Below are 13999 nucleotides of genomic sequence, written 5' to 3'. Positions count from 1 at the left end.
GATGGGCCCCCTCAGGCGGCCTGCTTCAGGGTCGCGGTCGCCTCGACCACGCCCATGATGTCGCTCTCCTTCATGATCAGGAGATCCTCGCCGTCGATCTTAACCTCGGTACCGCTCCATTTGCCAAACAGGATGCGGTCGCCGACCTTGACGTCGAGCGCGATGAGCTTGCCCTCCTCGTCGCGGTTGCCGGGGCCGACGGCCACGACCTCGCCCTCCTGCGGCTTCTCCTTGGCGGTGTCGGGAATGATGATTCCCCCTTTGGTCTTCTCCTCGGCGTCGATGCGCTTCACGACGACGCGGTCATGCAGTGGCCGAAACTTCATGAGTTCCTCCGGTTTCCATGTCGGTCACATGTCAAAGCGGGTCGGCCCTGTTCGGGTCTCGCGGCTAGTGTCCGCGCGCCCCAGAGGCGCCGTGCCCGCGCGATGATTTGGGTCGCCCGATTTTGCCTTCAAGGGGCTCGGCAGCACTTTTTTTGATCGAGTGCTAACAGCCTGATAAGGCAGCAGGAATGCAACTTTTCATCTTGCCAGGGCGTTGGAAAGCCGCTGCCATAGGCGCAGTGAAATCAGGGAGCTGAATGGAATGGCTTCGACAGACTTCGCCCGCCAACTCGCGGGCTACGGATTGACCACCGCCGGCATCCTCTACCGCCTGCCGGACCACCCTTCGATCCTGCAGGAATATGTCTGGCAGGATTACGATCTCGCTCCTCGCTTTCCCGAGCTCAACAAGTTCCTCGCCTTCTGGAAAGCCGAGCTCGACGGCAAGCTCTTTCGCATCACTGTGACGCACCGGGACTTGATCGGACCAGCCGATCTCAGCGCTCTCAACGGCGAGTTCCACTTGCAATAGAGTGGCAAGAGCCCGGCGGGCTGCTTGCCGATCGGACTCACGCGAAATTCTGCGGGGCCGCTCGAGGCCCGCGCGAAACAAGTGCGATATCCGGAGCCAGGATATCTTGCTTCTCGGCGAAGGCTGCGAAAACGCCGCGTGCCGTCTCCGCCTCGATGTCGCCGCGCACGGCCGCACGACAGGCCTTCATGGCAAAGCTGTGGGCTGGATCACGCCGTCCCGCGGGCCAATCCGCCAAGAAGACGTAAGCTTCCATCGCGGACGAGATCACCGTGGGTCGCCCGAAGGCGGTCAGCACGATGATGGGACGCTTGAACTCATCGAGCTCCATCGTGATGCTCCCCGGCCAAGCAGTGGATTGTTGTCATCACCATGTCCTCCCGATCAGGCTGACAGAGTCTCGGTGCCGCGCGACAGGCTCGCGACCTCACGATCTGGGCGGTCACCACGATCGAGTGCGATAAGCGCGTCCATGACCTCGTCGAATGAGACCGGCTCGGCGGCAAAATCAGGATGCCTCAGCTGCGGGCATGAGGTGACCGCGCAGGCATCGGAGGCCCAGGAGGACAAGATCGCTCGTTTCTCTCCCGGGGTTAAAGACCAATCCTCGAGGACATCGCGCGGCCTTCGATAAAAGCAGCTCGGCCGCAGTAACCGATCGCGATCGTCGCGTCGCCGCATGCGGTTGAGGCAAACGGAACTGGAACATTCGGCTTTGGCATCTCAGGCTCTCCCAATGACTCCTTTCAGCGCGAAGAGCTTCGCGACGGAAATCTGGGAATATGCCGGCTTGGTTCAAGAGGCCCGTGTAGTAGATTTGAAGGCAGATCGCGGTGCTCGCGGACTCTCGTTCGCCGGCCCGCCCGAACCTCTGTGCGAAGGATGCCGTTAACTGTGACGGGCACGAAGCGCCAAGTCATCTTCATCCTCGGCGATGCCCGCCAAGTCGACGGCACGCCACGCGGTCTCTAGAGCGGCCTGCGCCCGAGCAAGATCATTCGCATCCAGTGATGAGAACCGCATTTTTCCTCTGCATTCTCGACGGCCAGAGATGTGAGGTTGCCCGCCTGAGGCTGCAAGCGCATGACGCCGGCTTCAAGCGATCGATCACCCCTTGAAACGCATTTTTGCCCTTCCTAATTCGTTGTCGCCGGATGCCGCTATCGGATCCTGGCGCGGGAACGACGGTCCGACTCACGAGTGGACCGAGTTCGGCTCATGTCGCTTCGTAAGGAGGATGTGGTCCGGTGTTTGCTCGAACCCCTCCTACTCGCGTTTCGCGAGCTCATGCGATCGACCGGCTCGGACTTGGACCGGATCGCTTCATCTCGCTTGCCACTGACCGATACACGCCTCCGGAGCGCGCGTGCGCGCGAGGTGTCATGCCAGGTCATGAAGCGATGGAGGTTCAAATGCTGTTATCGGACTTTGGCCGCTTCGGGTTCGACCCGTTTCTGGAAATGCGGCGCATGCAGGAGGAGATGAACCAGCGGCTCGCCGGACTGAGCGCGGGCGCCGGTCGAGAGTTTCCACCGATCAATCTCTGGATCGGGGGAGACAGTGTGGCGGTAACTGCGGAGTTGCCTGGGATCGTGCCCGAGGACGTCGATCTTACGGTGCGCGAGAACACGCTGACATTGCAGGGCACGCGCGAACCGCGGACGGAGGACGAGAAGTCCGTCTGGCATCGGCGCGAGCGCGCCTACGGAAGCTTCTCGCGTACGGTGCAGTTGCCGTTCCGCGTCGATCCTGAGCGCGTCGAAACGCGGTTTGCCAACGGGTTGCTCGAAATCGAGCTGCACCGGCCTGAGGCGGATCGGCCGAAGAAGATCCAGATCAATAGTTAAAGGAGGCGAACATGGCTCAGGAGGTGGAGAGGCGAGACTACCTGGTCCCAAACAAGCTTGATGGCGGCGAACGGACACGCGCGCGGCCGGTCGTTGTGCCGCGGGTCGACATATACGAGACGCAGGATAACGTCGTCTTGCTGGTCGACATGCCGGGTGTTGCGCCGGATGGAGTCGACATCACGTTAGAGAAGCGGACCCTGGCTATCAGCGGCTACGCCACCGAACGGCCGCATCAGACCTATCGCCAGGTCTATGCCGAATATGGGCTGGGCGACTACGAGCGCGTCTTTACACTGTCCGAGGACATCGATCGGGACGGCATCGAAGCGTCGCAAAAGAACGGCGTCTTGCGTCTGGTACTGCCAAAAGCGGCGCCCGCTAAGGCCCGAAAGATTCAACTCAAGATGGCTTAGCTAGTGACAAGCGGAGGTTGACGATGCAAATCAGAGACCTGATTCCATGGGGCAATAATAAAGGAAGCGAAATCGCGAAGCGGGATGAGGATAATCCGGTCTTCTTACTGCAGCGCGATGTGAACCGCATATTCGAGGATTTCTGGAAACGGTTCGATCAGCCGTTCTCAGGTCTCGCACGGGCTTCCGACGGGCCGAAAGCTGATATGGTCGAGACGGAAAGCGCACTGGAAGTCTCGGTCGAACTTCCGGGGATCGATCAGAAGGAGGTCGATGTTTCGCTCACGGACAATACACTCATCATCAAAGGCGAGAAGAGGATCGAACACGACGTCAGCAAGAGGGGCTATCACCTATCTGAACGCGCTTACGGATCGTTCTACCGCTCGATCTCCTTGCCGGCGGGCGTCGACACCGAGAAGGCTAAGGCCGAATTCAGGAACGGCGTCCTGATCGTGACACTTCCAAAGACACAAAATGAGTTGTCGCGGGGAAGGAAAGTCGAAGTGAAGGCGAACTGAAGGGGCAGCAAGTCTGCGTTGGACATTGATCCGCCGCGGCAGCGAACCGCCCCGGAGTGCTTTGAAGGCCCCATCCTCGCAGGAGCCGTGGCTGAATAAGTCTTCCGGTGCGGCGTTTGAAATGGCATTCCCCTAAGATCCCACGACCTGGCCTACCGTTACGAATAGGAACGGTGGGCCTTTTGATTTGGAACATGTCGGAGACGTCGGCGTTCTGCGACGGGAATGCCAGTCCCACATCAGGAGACTATGCCCCGCTAGGTCATACTGGCGGGGTCATTTCGTTAGCCGCGCGCAGGTCGAGACTGTCATCCACTGCTTATGGTCACGTGCACGTGCACCGTAGCGGATTATCGCACCGGTCGCCCCTATCCCCACCCTCCCGAGGCGAAGGCAGGCATCAGCGTGAGCGAGGATACAGACCGTCCGGGCGCCGAGCTGCCTGAGCAGGCCTGCACGCTGGGCCTCGAAAGCATCATCGCAAAAAGCCAAACCCGCGCTATCGCTCCGGGCGCGTTGGCGAATGGGTGAAGATCAAGGCGTCCAGAGCGAGACCTTCCTGATCATCGGCTACGAGCGGTCTCCCGCTGCGATCGGCGGCATCGGCCGGCTGCTCCTGGCCGCGCGCTTCCCGGCGCCGCTGAGCGATACAGGTCAAGCTCAACGAACTCATCATCTGGCTCAAAGGGGCACGCGAGGAGCTCCTCCACCTCGAGAAACTAGACGACGAAGAAGATGGGGTCGGTATCAGGCGTGACTTCTGCAACCGTGGTCGAAGGCACGTCGGGACGCTCACGGGCCTGCCCAACCAGATTTTCTGCAGGGCGCCGACTCCTTCTGGCGGATACGCAAGCCTGGCGCTCGTGGCCGGACGTCAGCCGGGAGCTCATCGAGTTCTTTTCTTAGTGTTTCGCGGCAAGCGGGGCATCGTGCACCGCCCGCTCTCACTCACGATCTCGACCCCGATGTTGGTGTTTATGATCCCGGGGCCTGTTGACGGGCTGCCGGGCAAGAAGACGACCGCGGCCGTGGTCGCGTTCCAGCGCGCCGCGGGGCTCAAGCCGGACGGCGTTGTGGGGCCACTTACCGCCGCAGCTCTGGCCAAGGCAGTGCTAGCCAAGGGCGGACCGGTTCAGGTTGTGCCCGGAAGCAATGACCCTGGGAGCGGCGGGGGCGGCGGCCAGCGCATCGTGCCGCTCGACTGGATGCCAGCGGCCCAGATGAACCGCCTCATAGTCCACTGGACCGCCGGCAACCATACGGCGTCAGGTCTCGACCGCAGCCACTATCATATCCTCGTCGAGAGTGATGGGAAGCTCGTCCGCGGCATCCCCTCCATTGCTCTGAACGACGCGCGGGGCGCGAAGACCGGCTACGCCGCGCACACGCTCAACTGCAACACGGGCTCGATCGGAGTCTCGCTCTGTTGCATGGCCGGCGCGGTCGAGAGCCCCTTCAAGCGGGGCAGTGCGCCGATGACGAAGGTGCAGTGCAACGCTCTCCCAGCCGTCATCGCGGATCTCTGCCGGCGCTACGGCATTCCGGTCACGCCCAAGACCGTGCTCTCGCATGCCGAGGTCCAGGCCAATCTCGGCATCAAGCAAAAAGGCAAGTGGGACATTGCGCGGCTAGCGTTCGACCCTTCGGTCGTCGGCGCGGCCGCGTGTGGAGACTTGCTCCGGCGCCAGGTTCAAACGGTCCTCTGACCGGGCCGATATCTGTTCATGAGGTAGCATGATTGGGTCGGCGCTCAGGCCCACACCCAGGCGCCTCAGCGTACCGCAGATCCCCTTCTTGAAATCGTACCAAGTCCCGATCTCCGCGTGACACGCGGCGCAGCGGACCATCGCGATATCCGAGAGTTTTGTCGGCAGGGTCACCGCCGGCGAGCCGCAACTGCTGCATTCAAACTCGGTACCGAATCCCATAGCCGCTCTCTCCGCAGCAATTACGCGGATGAGTGGTTCCGGTTCCCGCAGCGGCCGGGCCAGCCGCATCCACAATCTGGAGCATCACCATGAACCGTTTCGTCCTGGCGCTCGTCGCCCTGGGCGCGCTGGCGCTCGCCGGCTGCCAAAGCATCAACAACCCCGGCGCCTGGGGCCAGATCGCCGCCGGCGTCGGCGCGATCGTCGGCGAGACCACGATCGACCCGAAGATCGAGAAGGTCAGCGCCAAGCTCGCGGAGCAATGCGCGACCGTGCAGACCGCCGCGCTCGCGGTCGACCTGCTTTCGCCTTCGAAGGTCCAGCAGGCCGCCCAGGACGCACGGATCGCCGTCGCGACCTTCTGCGCCGCCCCGCCGCGGGATGTCAGCGAGGCGCTCGTCGCCTTGGCCAACGCCTACGCCGCCATCGCGGCGGCCCGCGCCGGCGGCTGAGCTTCTGCGCAACGAAGATCATCAAGGAGAGCATCATGTTCACGATGGAGCAGTTCTGGAGCCTCGTCCGCACGCTCCTCCAGACCGCCGGAGCGGCGCTGGTGACGCGCGGCTATATGGACGACGGATCAATGCAGATGATTGTGGGCGCGACCATGACGCTGCTCACAACCGGCTACAGTCTGTACATCCGGCGCAAGGCCGGCTTGGTCGCGTCGGCCGCGGCGCTGCCTGAGGGGATCGACGTCAAGCTGAAGCCGACCGACGCGGGGCAGGCGATCAAGGAGCAGGTCGCAGACCCGACCGTTCAGGTCGCGAGGTAGGGCAGGGCGATGGTCATCCTGCGCGTCTATCGCGGCATCCCCGATCACTTCCCGGCGCGGCGCTCCGAATGGGTGCTCGCCGGGATCATGGTCGTTTGGGGCTGGATCCTGTTCGGGCCGGATGAGACGTTCGCGCGGTCGGTGTCGTGGGCGCAGATGGCCGCACTCGCCAGCGAGGGCACATGGGCGGCCTGGGCGATCGCGACCGGCGTGTTCCGCTTCGCGGCTCTGATCGTCAACGGCACGTTCCATGACACCTGGTACGGTCGCTGGTCGCCGCACGTGCGCATGGTGGCGTCGTTCCTATCGTGCTTCCTCTGGCTCCAGATCACCTTCGGCCTCCTGGCCGCCGAGACGACGACGACTGGCCTTGCCGTCTATCCCGGCCTGCTCGTGCTCGACCTCATGAACGTGGTCGCTGCCGCGTCAGACGCCGCCAAGATGGACAAGGCCCGGGATGATGGACCTTAGCTCGCTGACCGTCGAAAACGTCGCGGCCACCATCGGCGTGGGCATAGTCGCTGCCTGGCTGGCGGCGGCGAAGTACCTCAAGGAGCGGAAGGCTCCGCCGCAGCCGAGCGCGGCCGATGTCGTCGTCGCCGGCGGCACCATCGCCGACATGGGGCCGTTCCGCGCGATCGCAGCCGCGCAGGAAAAGACCGCTGCGGTGAACGAGCGGATCGCCGTCGCGTTGGAAGCGATCCGCGACCTCCTGCTCGAGTGCGCCCAGGACGAAGAAAAGGAAGAGGAGATCGTACGGAGGGCCGAGATCATGGCGCAGCAGATGTTGCGCGAGCTCGGGCCGAAGCGGGCGCCCATCCATCGCCGGCGAAAGCCCCCCTGAGATTGCCGGGCTAACCCTCGGCAATAGCCGCCCTCCTTGGGCGTTTCCTCCTTAGACTTGGCCGGTCGTCCTTTTGGGCGGCCGGCCTTTTTTGTTTGGCGCCCACCCAATCTCGGATAGGCTGCCAAGGCGTCGCCGGGGGCGTCGGGCACTGCTTCGGTGTTCCTACCCCTATCTCCGAACGGCTCAAGCCCGCGCGCACCCGGCGGCGCACCTCGACACCCTTAGATTTCGGCCCCGTCTCGCTTCGGCGCGACGGGGCTTTTGCGCTAGGAACACAGTGGGCTGGCGCGTTTATTGGGTGGTCCCTTGCATCACCATGAACTTCCGGCCCCGTCAGCTTCGGCTGGCGGGGACTTCTTTTGTTTCGCCCAAACCATCTTCCGGATCGCCGGGCTTGCGGGAAAGCCGGCGTACATGATTAAGGGTCGCTTCCAGCCTAAAGCGGGTGAGCTCTCCCTGCGCCCTGTAGCACTCCCCGCTGAGATGGGCTTCGACAGACTGCCAAGTCGCCGCTCCTTCCCGGAGCATGACTGCTAGTATGGCGTCCTTGACCCCGAAAATGGTGTTCTTCTCGTCAGCAAGCAGTTTCTTGTACCGCTGGGTTCCGTCCTCCTCCTGACGCTCGACCGCACCTCGTTGCTGATCCGAATAGTCGTTCATCCTTCTCTCCAGGCATATTCGAACGGCGGAGATTTAGGTCGCCATCGAGGCTCGGCAAGAGGTCCGATTTCACTGACCGCGATACCGAATTCGATGCAGCAGCGTCGACGAGATGAGCCGCCCGGAGCTGTGTGTCGGCACGGAAAATGGCCGAAGTGATAAGCGGCCCCACGAGCTTCGCCTCAATGTAATTTTAGAAGAAGCTATATGTAAAATTACTCATTCTGCTGCATATGAAAACTTCGAAATCTAATGATGAACACGTTGTTTGATGTTAAATTCCACCTGAGTTGGTAAGGAAATGCAGCATTATTATTCAGAAATCGCCGCGAGCGCCGGTCCTCCCGCCCGATACGGGAGACGCGCCCGCATGGTCGAATTCGCCGGCAGGAATGGCTGGACGGTATGCTGCTTCTATGAAAAGGGCGGCTCGTTCGGATATTTGGACCACTTGATTTCGCCATGGGGAGACAAAATCGAGCCGTGGACGGTCGCAGACGCCGATCCACTATTCGAACTGCGGCTTTGGAGACCCGCGGAACTCACGAGGCACTGACGCCTACCGATCGTCAGCGGCTCGTACCGCGTCGCTAGAACGGGGCGAACTGGACAATACAGAAAGCGCCAACCGCTGTGATCAGCGCAGCAGCTATCAGCAATGCCGCATCCGGGTCCGGCGGCTCAAGTTTCAATTTCTCCGATCCGTCCGGGAAACGCTGCGCCTTTCCATAAACTCGGCGATAGCACGCTGTAGAGAGGTTCGCTCCGACCATTCGGGGGTATCTGCGCGGAGCTCCTCGAGTTCGCGAACGCGTCGAAGGGCTCGTCGAAACTCGCTCTGAGAATGAATCTCGGCGACTGACTTTTCCTGTGGCATGGATAGCATGTCCGACATCACTGCGGCCCGTTAAGCTTCGCTTGTGTTGCGCTGGCTTTGGCGAGCAGGCCTTCCAACTTTGCGAACGCAATTGCCGGTATCTTCAGCTCAAGATTCGCCGCCCCGGGCAGTTCGAACAACAGGATCGCGCCCTCGCTTGGGTCAGCGCTGACGATGATCTGTTTGACATCCGACACGGCAATCACACGGCATGGTGCATTCTGCATCGGTCTCGCCCCAGATACTCGAAACTCCACCAAGATTTGTCATTGCTTGCAAAGGTTTCAAGTAGGGTGGAACGATTCTGATGTGACGCCGTTGCCGAGTCCGTAGCGTTGCGGAGTTTCAGCCGAATACGAGGAAAGCGATGGCAGACACCCGCATTGACATCGCAATTGAAGCGGGGGCAAAGGCCCTCCACGAAAATGCCCGCGAGAAGCGGCAATTCACTTGGGAGGAGTCGTCGGAGGAATGGCGCCGCGATCTGCGTGCCTTTGTTCGGCCGATTGTCGAGGCCGCGGTCGAGGCTTCCGACGATTACTTGACCGCCGCGACAAGGAAGCCGCGCCCACCTTCCGGACGATAGCCCCATATTTGCCAGGCGAGGCCGCGCGGAACCACTCGCTGCCTGCAGCGTTCGTCTCGCGGCACTCATCCAAGCGCCAGCCTACCGCCGACCTGGAAGCGAGCCGCGGATGTACCGGCCGCCCTAGTCGGAGGTAGCACCGAGATCGAAGCGACCGTTCGCACCCGCGACGACGGTCATAAGGCCCAGCGCCTCCTAAGGGACACTGGGCCTTTAATTTTCGGAACCGGCGCCATCGCTCGCCTGGGCCGAGGGGTGTCTTTTGATATTGCGGGGTCTGTGTCGAAGCGCGAGCCTAGTCCAATGGAGTTAGCAGCAGCGGCCTATCAGATCGAAGTCGTATCGCCGGTCGTCGGCCACAGGCTAGTCTACTTCGTCGGCTCGGACACCGAGGAGACGGCGCTGGCGACCCTGAGGGCGAGCAAGTTAATAGCCGCGTCATCGGAAATGAGAATCGTACGCTCGCTGAATAGGTTCGCCATACAAGAGAGGGCTCGGCAGGAGGGTGCCGGGCCCTCATCAGTCGGAACCCATCTCAAGAGCGAGCGTTTCAAAAGCGGGCATGCCAGGCCCAAGTACCGTCATGACACTGGCCTGCCGCTCGAATGGGGTGGCAGGCCTTTTTTGTCTCTGGCTCCGCTCGCGCAGCCGGCTTCGCCCCTCTTAAGGCTAGCTACTGCTTACGCCTTCTCTCCTCATCGATGATGAATACGGCTGCCTCTTCCGCGTTGTCCAGGATACCGCGCATGATCCGCGGCAACTCGTCGCCGATTCGCGCGAGTGCAGGTGTCGATGCGGGAACATGGCTGCTGATGCGCTCGACGCCGACCTCTGCCGCCCTGCGGGCTGTTCGAAGTCCCTGGATCGGTGTAGCCGAGCAAGTCAGGGCGTGCGCTGCCATCAGCTCGCTCAAGGCGCTTTGGAGCGCCAAGACGATGGTTGGTGCGGCAAGATGATCGTCGGACATTCGCGCTCCTGTTGCCAGGGGTGGCCGCGCTTAATGTTGCAGCGCAATTGACAGCGCTTCCACCTCTAAGAAATCGGCCAGTTCCCTGAACTCCGCGGCCTGGTCCGTCGCGTCGATTCTCTCGAAGGCCATGATCGCGTCCCAGACGAGTTCGTAGGCTTCGCAAACCTCAAGGAACTCAGGCGTCGTGACGCGCTGCAGCTCGACGCGCCAGGCAGGCATGCGGAGCAGGAGCCGGCTTCGCCCTCGGTCTTCGACTGGGCCCATCGTTTCGCCTTACGGGTCGCATCGACCGAGCAGTTTGGCCGCAACTTCTGGGAGAAACACTTGTCCTTAGGTACAATTCATTCGCCCTTCGAATTTTTGGTTCTTATGCGGCCGGGGGGCATCCATGACCATCGTTCATTATGGACAGAGGCATGCCGTTATTCCGTCGGACAACACCGCGAAATTTGTTTCAGCTTTCGATGAGGCAGAAATTATAAAAATATCCTCTAGTGTTAAGCTTCTTATTTCAGTTTTCTTCTTAGAAAAAACGCCGAAAGTCCTGGATGTTGCAGGCGCGTTGGGGCTGAGCGTCAGAAGTCTCCAGCGTAAACTCTCATCCGCCGGACTTACTTACTCTGAATTGCTCGATAGGGTCCGGCTTGAAATAGCCGTAGAACTTCTTCAACGCACCGCAGACAAAATAATCGATATCGCGTTCGCCGCTGGCTATAGCGATCCAGCACATTTTTCGAGAGCGTTTCGCAGAATGGCAGGTACTACCCCGCGCAATTTTCGCTGCCGTTCTCGCCACCGGTGAAATGCAGGGGGGAGGACGGGCCGAAGACGCACACCCTTCAGGCCGCCGCCCTCTAACGGTTCCGAGCCGCTTGAGCGCGCGCGGCAGCAAGTTCGCGTCCCGCGTCCGATCATGTCTCACCCGCCATCATCTCGAGCCGGGACGCGCTTATGGACGGCGGTTTGGCGCAACCAGGCTTCAATGGCTGCCTTCAGGCCCTCTCGGACAGCATCCTCGACCGAGCCGCGTTTGACGTTTGCCAATTCGGCGACTTGCCGTCGGGCTCGCTCATATTCCTCCCGGCTGTAAATCGTGAGTTGAGGCGGTGGCGGTCGAACGATCATTGAATGGCTCTGGCGGATTTTTCCGACAAACCACGCTCTCCGTCCCCGGTTCCATCGCATGTATGGCCTCAATGCACGTGTCAAACCGACGTGTCCGGAATTTCCTTCAGAGGTCAACTCCGGCCTGGGCGCCTCCCGAGGAGCGGTGCTGGTGGCTTAGCGGTTGCGTCACTGATAGACATTGAACGTGGCGCACCCAGTACAGGCGGGCATGGTGGCTAGAACGAGTGATGAGACGGCATCGGGCGACGAACTCCCGGCCAGCCCCTTAGATGTCCTGAAAAGCAGAATTGTCGGGGCAAACGGCTCCGGCCCGGTGCGGGCGATGCCACACGCGCCTGACCCCAGGGACTGGCTCGCTGCGATTATCGATGGCTCCGACGACGCGATTATCAGCAAGGATCTCGAGGGAAACATTCAAAGCTGGAATGGCGGCGCAACCCGGCTCCTTGGCTATTCGGAGGCAGAGGTCCTTGGCAGACCCATCACCATTCTCATCCCCGAGAGCCGACTAGACGAGGAGCCTGCGATCCTGGCTGAGATCCGCCGTGGTAACCGGGTTGACCATTTCGAGACCGTCCGCATGCGCAAGGATGGAAGCCTTGTTGATTTGTCGCTGACAATTTCGCCGATCCGCAATGCGGAGGGCGCGATCGTCGGGGCCTCGAAGATCGCCCGCGATATCACTGAGCGGCGCCAGGCGCAGGAAAAGCAGCGGCTGCTCTATGGCGAGATGCAGCACCGAGTAAAAAATCTCTTTGCCCTCGCTGCTGGCATTGTGTCGTTGACCGCCAGGTCAGGCGGACGTCCGCAAGACCTTGCTCGCATCATCCACGAGCGCCTCGCTGCGCTCGCGCGAGCTCACCAATTGACGATGCCAGACTGGACAGAAGAGGGGCTGAGCCCTCAAAGCACGACTCTCCTCGCACTCGTGAAGACGATCGTCGAGCCGTATGGTGGCCACAAGATCGATATTTCTGGCATTGATTCCGAGGTTGGGTCCGAAGCCGTTACCCATGTCGCACTCTTGCTGCACGAGTTGACGACCAACGCCGCGAAGTACGGAGCACTGTCCGCGTCGGAAGGGCGTCTTGAGATTCGCACGTTTGAAGCTGGCGGCTCGATAAACCTCGAATGGACTGAACTAGGTGGCCCGGTCACCACGGCGCCATCGTCCAGCGGCTTCGGAACCCGATTGGAGAATGGCGTTCTCACATCACTCGATGCAACTATCCGGCGCGATTGGCGAAACACCGGGCTTGTGGTCACAATTGAAATACCGCGCGAAAAGCTCGCCGCGTAAGGTTCGCACCTGGCGCGTGTTGTGGCCCGGGGGCGGAGGGGATCAACGGCCCTCCGTGGGCCTATCAAACAGCGGGCCTTGTCACCACCTCGTTGGGGGTTATCGCGGGGACAAGGATACGAAACTGATAGCGGCGAGGATGGCGACCGTTACGATCATCCATAACCAGAGCGCCAGTGAATTCATCTACGCCCCCTATTGGCGCCGGGGTTTATCGTCTGCACTGTTGGGCGGCAAATCCGAAGGATGAGGCGCCTTGGCTTCCCATTCCTCCGCTGCCGCCATTAGGCTGACGATTTCAGCCGCCTCCGCTCCATCCAAAATCAGCTCAGCCTTGAGCTTTTCGAGGCGCTTGAGAATGCCTTGATATTCCTGAGCATTGTCGATGGTGAACATTGGGCCGCTCGCTATTTCTTCGGGCCTTGGTTACTGTCTCTGCAGCCATGCTCTGCCGAAGCGCATCCATAATGCTGACGACCGTGCCCGAGCGCGGCGCCGGCGCGCCCTCTTTGGTCTTGGCGTGAGCCAGCCTGCGCTTCCGTTTTGAGGCGATCAGCTTAAGCAGGTGCTCTTGCACCGGGTCCTTGACCATTTCGGGCGACCACGGCTTGGTGCGGTCGGCAACCAGTTTCTTGGCGAGCTCGAGCAGCTCAGGGTCTGGCTTGGCTCGGTCGATGTTGGAGAAGTAGGCGCTAGCGTCGCGCACTTCCTCGCCGTAGCGCAGTGTCCATGCGATGATGCCCTTGCCGCGCGGCTCCAGCATGACTGCGCGCTCGCGCCGGTTCATCACAACGCGTGAGATGCCGACCATGTTGGTCGCAGCCATCGCATCCCTGATCACTGAGAACGCGTCCTCACCGACGGGGTCGTCGGGCATCAAGAAATACGGGCTGTCGAGGTAGATCCAGGCGATGCTGTCGCGCGGCACGAACTTGTCGATGTCGATGGTGCGGGTGCTGTCGAGTGCGACGGCCTCCAGTTCATCGTCCTCCAGAATGACGAAGCGATCCGACTCGGCCTCGTAGCCTTTCGCCTCATCGTCCTCGTCAACCGGTTTGCCGGACACAGCATCGACGTAGCGGCTGACCACGCGATTGCTCGTTCTGCGATTGACCGTATGGAAGCGGACCTTCTCGTTCTCAGATGTCGCCGGCATCATCGCCACCGGGCAGGTGACGAGTGAGAGCTTGAGATAGCCCTTCCAAAAAGACCGCGGCGCCATTGCAACACTACTCCACGAAACTGCCGACTCAATGCGGGGGAACGCTGGCGGTTCCGCCGGCGTT

General features: G+C 61.2%; 20 protein-coding genes. 12 read left to right on the top strand and 8 right to left on the bottom strand.

Annotated elements, in window-relative coordinates; translation table 11 throughout:
• Positions 1–11 precede the first annotated feature (11 nt).
• Positions 12–326, bottom strand: coding sequence for a co-chaperone GroES (gene groES / locus EV560_RS05650; protein WP_131854772.1), 315 nt, complete (start codon positions 324–326; stop codon positions 12–14).
• A gap of 262 nt (positions 327–588) precedes the next feature.
• Here groES and EV560_RS05645 point away from each other — a divergent pair, with 262 nt between their 5' ends.
• Positions 589–858, top strand: a complete 270-nt coding sequence (locus EV560_RS05645) for an usg protein (RefSeq protein ID WP_131854771.1) — start codon at positions 589–591, stop codon at positions 856–858.
• Between the two features lie 37 nt (positions 859–895).
• Here EV560_RS05645 and EV560_RS05640 read toward each other — a convergent pair whose 3' ends face one another.
• Positions 896–1189 carry a DUF982 domain-containing protein gene (locus EV560_RS05640; RefSeq protein ID WP_131854770.1) on the bottom strand — a complete coding sequence of 98 codons (294 nt, stop codon included), beginning with the start codon at positions 1187–1189 and terminating at the stop codon, positions 896–898.
• A 1081-nt stretch (positions 1190–2270) separates the two neighbouring features.
• On the opposite strand from EV560_RS05640, the gene EV560_RS05635 reads away from it, so the two are divergent.
• From EV560_RS05635 to EV560_RS05590, 8 genes are all read left to right on the top strand, one after another.
• Positions 2271–2705, top strand: coding sequence for an Hsp20/alpha crystallin family protein (locus EV560_RS05635; RefSeq protein ID WP_165923342.1), 435 nt, complete (start codon positions 2271–2273; stop codon positions 2703–2705).
• 11 nt (positions 2706–2716) lie between these two features.
• The gene (locus EV560_RS05630; RefSeq protein WP_131854768.1) at positions 2717–3121 is read left to right on the top strand and encodes an Hsp20/alpha crystallin family protein; all 405 of its coding nucleotides are present in this window, start codon (positions 2717–2719) and stop codon (positions 3119–3121) included.
• Positions 3122–3144: 23 nt separating this feature from the next.
• Positions 3145–3642: an Hsp20/alpha crystallin family protein gene (locus EV560_RS05625; RefSeq protein ID WP_131854767.1), complete on the top strand. Its 498-nt coding sequence runs from the start codon at positions 3145–3147 to the stop codon at positions 3640–3642.
• Positions 3643–4547: 905 nt separating this feature from the next.
• A complete protein-coding gene (locus EV560_RS36275; RefSeq protein WP_248311914.1) occupies positions 4548–5348 on the top strand; it encodes a peptidoglycan recognition protein family protein in 801 nt (266 codons plus the stop codon).
• 311 nt (positions 5349–5659) lie between these two features.
• Positions 5660–6022: a hypothetical protein gene (locus tag EV560_RS05605; RefSeq protein ID WP_131854766.1), complete on the top strand. Its 363-nt coding sequence runs from the start codon at positions 5660–5662 to the stop codon at positions 6020–6022.
• A gap of 35 nt (positions 6023–6057) precedes the next feature.
• Positions 6058–6345, top strand: coding sequence for a Pam3-gp28 family putative phage holin (locus EV560_RS05600; RefSeq protein ID WP_131854765.1), 288 nt, complete (start codon positions 6058–6060; stop codon positions 6343–6345).
• A 9-nt stretch (positions 6346–6354) separates the two neighbouring features.
• Positions 6355–6816 (top strand): hypothetical protein, encoded by a 462-nt coding sequence (locus EV560_RS05595; RefSeq protein ID WP_131854764.1) that lies wholly within the window; start codon positions 6355–6357, stop codon positions 6814–6816.
• Positions 6806–7189: a hypothetical protein gene (locus tag EV560_RS05590; protein WP_131854763.1), complete on the top strand. Its 384-nt coding sequence runs from the start codon at positions 6806–6808 to the stop codon at positions 7187–7189. Before EV560_RS05595 ends, EV560_RS05590 begins: the two co-directional genes overlap by 11 nt.
• A gap of 336 nt (positions 7190–7525) precedes the next feature.
• Here the strand turns inward: EV560_RS05590 and EV560_RS05585 are convergent, their stop codons facing one another.
• Together EV560_RS05585 and EV560_RS05580 are read right to left on the bottom strand one after the other, a co-directional pair.
• A complete protein-coding gene (locus EV560_RS05585) occupies positions 7526–7852 on the bottom strand; it encodes a hypothetical protein (RefSeq protein ID WP_131854762.1) in 327 nt (108 codons plus the stop codon).
• Positions 7853–8746: 894 nt separating this feature from the next.
• Entirely contained in the window at positions 8747–8956 is a 210-nt protein-coding gene (locus EV560_RS05580; RefSeq protein WP_131854761.1) for a hypothetical protein, read from the bottom strand.
• Between the two features lie 140 nt (positions 8957–9096).
• Between EV560_RS05580 and EV560_RS05575 the strand changes: the two genes are divergently transcribed.
• Positions 9097–9315, top strand: coding sequence for a hypothetical protein (locus EV560_RS05575; protein WP_131854760.1), 219 nt, complete (start codon positions 9097–9099; stop codon positions 9313–9315).
• A 673-nt stretch (positions 9316–9988) separates the two neighbouring features.
• Here the strand turns inward: EV560_RS05575 and EV560_RS05570 are convergent.
• Both EV560_RS05570 and EV560_RS05565 read right to left on the bottom strand, forming a co-directional pair.
• Positions 9989–10282: a hypothetical protein gene (locus tag EV560_RS05570; protein ID WP_131854759.1), complete on the bottom strand. Its 294-nt coding sequence runs from the start codon at positions 10280–10282 to the stop codon at positions 9989–9991.
• A gap of 30 nt (positions 10283–10312) precedes the next feature.
• On the bottom strand, positions 10313–10504 hold the full coding sequence (locus EV560_RS05565; RefSeq protein ID WP_131854758.1) for a hypothetical protein: 192 nt from the start codon (positions 10502–10504) through the stop codon (positions 10313–10315).
• 169 nt (positions 10505–10673) lie between these two features.
• On the opposite strand from EV560_RS05565, the gene EV560_RS05560 reads away from it, so the two are divergent.
• Positions 10674–11087 carry a helix-turn-helix transcriptional regulator gene (locus EV560_RS05560; RefSeq protein ID WP_131854757.1) on the top strand — a complete coding sequence of 138 codons (414 nt, stop codon included), beginning with the start codon at positions 10674–10676 and terminating at the stop codon, positions 11085–11087.
• A 510-nt stretch (positions 11088–11597) separates the two neighbouring features.
• Complete coding sequence (locus tag EV560_RS05555; protein WP_248311952.1) at positions 11598–12713, top strand: PAS domain S-box protein; 1116 nt, start codon at positions 11598–11600, stop codon at positions 12711–12713.
• A 195-nt stretch (positions 12714–12908) separates the two neighbouring features.
• Here the strand turns inward: EV560_RS05555 and EV560_RS05550 are convergent, their stop codons facing one another.
• Positions 12909–13109, bottom strand: coding sequence for a hypothetical protein (locus tag EV560_RS05550; RefSeq protein WP_131854756.1), 201 nt, complete (start codon positions 13107–13109; stop codon positions 12909–12911).
• Positions 13042–13935: a non-homologous end joining protein Ku gene (gene ku / locus EV560_RS05545; RefSeq protein WP_131854755.1), complete on the bottom strand. Its 894-nt coding sequence runs from the start codon at positions 13933–13935 to the stop codon at positions 13042–13044. Before ku ends, EV560_RS05550 begins: the two co-directional genes overlap by 68 nt.
• Positions 13936–13999: the final 64 nt, after the last annotated feature.

Source organism: Allobosea sp. BK604 (assembly GCF_004341515.1).
Lineage (GTDB): Bacteria > Pseudomonadota > Alphaproteobacteria > Rhizobiales > Beijerinckiaceae > Allobosea.
This window is presented reverse-complemented; position numbering and strand designations above follow the sequence as displayed.

What these genes read in the sequence shown, in the direction of transcription:
- groES (WP_131854772.1), bottom strand. Translation starts at nt 326, where the DNA reads ATGAAGTTTCGGCCACTGCATGACCGCGTCGTCGTGAAGCGCATCGAC.
- EV560_RS05645 (WP_131854771.1), top strand. Translation starts at nt 589, where the DNA reads ATGGCTTCGACAGACTTCGCCCGCCAACTCGCGGGCTACGGATTGACC.
- EV560_RS05640 (WP_131854770.1), bottom strand. Translation starts at nt 1,189, where the DNA reads ATGGAGCTCGATGAGTTCAAGCGTCCCATCATCGTGCTGACCGCCTTC.
- EV560_RS05635 (WP_165923342.1), top strand. Translation starts at nt 2,271, where the DNA reads ATGCTGTTATCGGACTTTGGCCGCTTCGGGTTCGACCCGTTTCTGGAA.
- EV560_RS05630 (WP_131854768.1), top strand. Translation starts at nt 2,717, where the DNA reads ATGGCTCAGGAGGTGGAGAGGCGAGACTACCTGGTCCCAAACAAGCTT.
- EV560_RS05625 (WP_131854767.1), top strand. Translation starts at nt 3,145, where the DNA reads ATGCAAATCAGAGACCTGATTCCATGGGGCAATAATAAAGGAAGCGAA.
- EV560_RS05605 (WP_131854766.1), top strand. Translation starts at nt 5,660, where the DNA reads ATGAACCGTTTCGTCCTGGCGCTCGTCGCCCTGGGCGCGCTGGCGCTC.
- EV560_RS05600 (WP_131854765.1), top strand. Translation starts at nt 6,058, where the DNA reads ATGTTCACGATGGAGCAGTTCTGGAGCCTCGTCCGCACGCTCCTCCAG.
- EV560_RS05595 (WP_131854764.1), top strand. Translation starts at nt 6,355, where the DNA reads ATGGTCATCCTGCGCGTCTATCGCGGCATCCCCGATCACTTCCCGGCG.
- EV560_RS05590 (WP_131854763.1), top strand. Translation starts at nt 6,806, where the DNA reads ATGGACCTTAGCTCGCTGACCGTCGAAAACGTCGCGGCCACCATCGGC.
- EV560_RS05585 (WP_131854762.1), bottom strand. Translation starts at nt 7,852, where the DNA reads ATGAACGACTATTCGGATCAGCAACGAGGTGCGGTCGAGCGTCAGGAG.
- EV560_RS05580 (WP_131854761.1), bottom strand. Translation starts at nt 8,956, where the DNA reads ATGCAGAATGCACCATGCCGTGTGATTGCCGTGTCGGATGTCAAACAG.
- EV560_RS05575 (WP_131854760.1), top strand. Translation starts at nt 9,097, where the DNA reads ATGGCAGACACCCGCATTGACATCGCAATTGAAGCGGGGGCAAAGGCC.
- EV560_RS05570 (WP_131854759.1), bottom strand. Translation starts at nt 10,282, where the DNA reads ATGTCCGACGATCATCTTGCCGCACCAACCATCGTCTTGGCGCTCCAA.
- EV560_RS05565 (WP_131854758.1), bottom strand. Translation starts at nt 10,504, where the DNA reads ATGCCTGCCTGGCGCGTCGAGCTGCAGCGCGTCACGACGCCTGAGTTC.
- EV560_RS05560 (WP_131854757.1), top strand. Translation starts at nt 10,674, where the DNA reads ATGACCATCGTTCATTATGGACAGAGGCATGCCGTTATTCCGTCGGAC.
- EV560_RS05550 (WP_131854756.1), bottom strand. Translation starts at nt 13,109, where the DNA reads ATGTTCACCATCGACAATGCTCAGGAATATCAAGGCATTCTCAAGCGC.
- ku (WP_131854755.1), bottom strand. Translation starts at nt 13,935, where the DNA reads ATGGCGCCGCGGTCTTTTTGGAAGGGCTATCTCAAGCTCTCACTCGTC.